4 protein-coding genes are annotated in these 2,228 nt (G+C 31.1%); all 4 read left to right on the top strand.

Annotated elements, in window-relative coordinates; genetic code table 11:
* The first annotated feature begins 198 nt into the window (after positions 1-198).
* On the top strand, positions 199-723 hold the full coding sequence (locus tag ACP7AT_RS15680) for a hypothetical protein (RefSeq protein WP_426065376.1): 525 nt from the start codon (positions 199-201) through the stop codon (positions 721-723).
* A gap of 373 nt (positions 724-1,096) precedes the next feature.
* Positions 1,097-1,435, top strand: coding sequence for a type II toxin-antitoxin system RelE/ParE family toxin (locus tag ACP7AT_RS15685; protein WP_426065377.1), 339 nt, complete (start codon positions 1,097-1,099; stop codon positions 1,433-1,435).
* 4 nt (positions 1,436-1,439) lie between these two features.
* Positions 1,440-1,751 (top strand): helix-turn-helix domain-containing protein, encoded by a 312-nt coding sequence (locus ACP7AT_RS15690; protein ID WP_426065378.1) that lies wholly within the window; start codon positions 1,440-1,442, stop codon positions 1,749-1,751.
* 235 nt (positions 1,752-1,986) lie between these two features.
* A partial coding sequence (locus ACP7AT_RS15695) for a transposase (protein WP_426065380.1) occupies positions 1,987-2,228 on the top strand: 242 nt, incomplete at its 3' end.

Raw genomic sequence — 2,228 nt, forward strand, 5'->3', positions numbered from 1 at the left:
TATTTTGGGACTCTAAGAGCAATTTTTAAAGCTTTTTACGGACTGTTTTATTTTGATAATCCTAAACCGACTTTTCCCAGAAAGAATTTTAATTGTAGTTTAAATCACATATATTTACTCACTGATTAACAAAATACTGTTCGTTTAGAGGTTTTTAGACGAACTGACGTTAGCGGCTATGTTAAAAAATAGTACAATATGAAAACTAATTTAGACAAATACGATATAAAAAATATTGAGGATTGTATTCCTTGGTTAGAGAAAATGTACAAGTTTAAATTTGAAAAAGGTGAAACTGAGAGCGTGAAAAATTTTGATCAATTGTGTGACTTAATTATAACCAAAATAGATTTTCAGAATGTAGAAAGTTGTTCTTCTCAGCAAGCATTTTACAAATTGCGTAATTCACTTGTACAAGAACAAATTTCAGAAAAAGATAATATAAAACTTGAAACCAAACTTAATGACCTATTCCCAAGAAACAAGAGAATCAAGCTTGTAAAAAAAGTTGAAAATAATATTGGTTTTAAACTTAATATATTGCAAGCGCCAAAACTCATTTTAAATTCCATAATAGCAGTTTTAATAATTTCCTTTATTTTGCTTTTCATCAAATGGCAATTTGGAATTAGCGGAATACTAATTTCAAGTTTGGGTATTTATTTATGCAATTTGTTCGGAAAAGAAATTGAAATTGAAACTGTCAAAGAACTAGTTGAATAAATTACAATTGAAAATTATTTAGAAATTCGAAGTCAGAAAAACACTGTAAATAAATCTGAGCTAAAAAATGTGTTATTAGAATGGTTTTCAAGTAATGCATTTATTGAGAAAGAGAAATTAAATCTTGCAACATTCGATTAAATAAGAAACACAGCCGCTAACACGTGTCAAACGCAATCGCTGGTTTTCGGTTTGTTGTTCGTTTCTTTTTCCTAACTTCGTTTTCCCTTAGTGGAGAAAACTCGGTTCCCAAGCCGCGACTACGTCTGGCACGGGAACGTTGGACAACAGCAACAAAAAGCCGAAAAATAAACAATATTTGTTTCTTAAAAAGGAAACTTCTATCTTTACAGAAAATTAAGATTACTGAAAAATGGATTATAAATTTAAAGTTGAATTTCTTGAACCAGTTATAGAGTTTTTAGAAAATCTAGACCCGAAATCTAGAGAAAAAATACTTTATAATATTTGGAAATCGAGAAGCGTAAACGATAATGAACTATTCAAAAAACTCGATGGCGAGATTTGGGAATTTAGAACTTTATACAACAAACAATACTTGAGACTTTTTGCTTTTTGGGATAAATCAGACAAAAAGGATACAGTAGTAATTTCTACTCACGGCATTATAAAGAAAACAGACAAAACCCCGAAAGTAGAAATTGAAAGAGCAGAATCATTAAGAGTGAAATATTTTAACGAAAAGAAATAAGATTATGAAAACATATAGTTTAGAAGAAGTAACAGATAGATTCGTTGGAGAAAAAGGAACAATAAATAGAGAAAATTTTGAAAATGAATTGAAAATTGATTTGATTGGTCAAACAATTAAACAAATTCGTAAAGAACGAAATTTGACACAAGAACAATTAGGAGAGTTAGTTGGCGTGAAAAAAGCTCAAATTTCAAAAATTGAGAATAGCTTAACTGACGCAAGATTCGATACGGTTATTAAAGTTTTTCGAGCTTTAAATGCTAAAATTAATTTTAATGTAGAATTATTAAATCAGGATGTAGCAATACACTAAAATTGCCGATTGCCCAACAGCTACTACAACGGATTTGGGCAATTGGCTTAATGGAAAGTTGGTTTGTATTTGGATGATTTGGGAAATCCGAAGAATGGGCTTAATTTAGTCCCAAACCCGCTGTAGCAGCGGAACGTCAAACTGTCTAATAACCTCCTTTCTCCCTGTTAAACAAATTGTATTAAAAATCGTTCAAATAATTTGCATAACTCGTTGGTTTTTATTATATGTAAGGATGAAATTCATCAACGGAATTAACAGAAACCAACTCCCGCTTTTTGCCTCATCGATTGATGATGCCATTGCGCAAGACAACCAAATCAGGCTCATTGACCTTTTTGTAGACAGTCTTAAACTTGCTGATTTTGGATTTACTTTCGATTTTGTCGAAAACGGAAGACCTGCTTATCATCCTTCGGATTTACTCAAACTCTTTATTTACGGCTATCTCAATCGCATGCGTTCCTCCAGAACTTT

Source organism: Flavobacterium sp. DSP2-3-1, assembly GCF_049896865.1.
In the GTDB taxonomy this organism is placed as follows: Bacteria; Bacteroidota; Bacteroidia; order Flavobacteriales; family Flavobacteriaceae; genus Flavobacterium.

What these genes read in the sequence shown, in the direction of transcription:
- ACP7AT_RS15680 (WP_426065376.1), top strand. Translation starts at nt 199, where the DNA reads ATGAAAACTAATTTAGACAAATACGATATAAAAAATATTGAGGATTGT.
- ACP7AT_RS15685 (WP_426065377.1), top strand. Translation starts at nt 1,097, where the DNA reads ATGGATTATAAATTTAAAGTTGAATTTCTTGAACCAGTTATAGAGTTT.
- ACP7AT_RS15690 (WP_426065378.1), top strand. Translation starts at nt 1,440, where the DNA reads ATGAAAACATATAGTTTAGAAGAAGTAACAGATAGATTCGTTGGAGAA.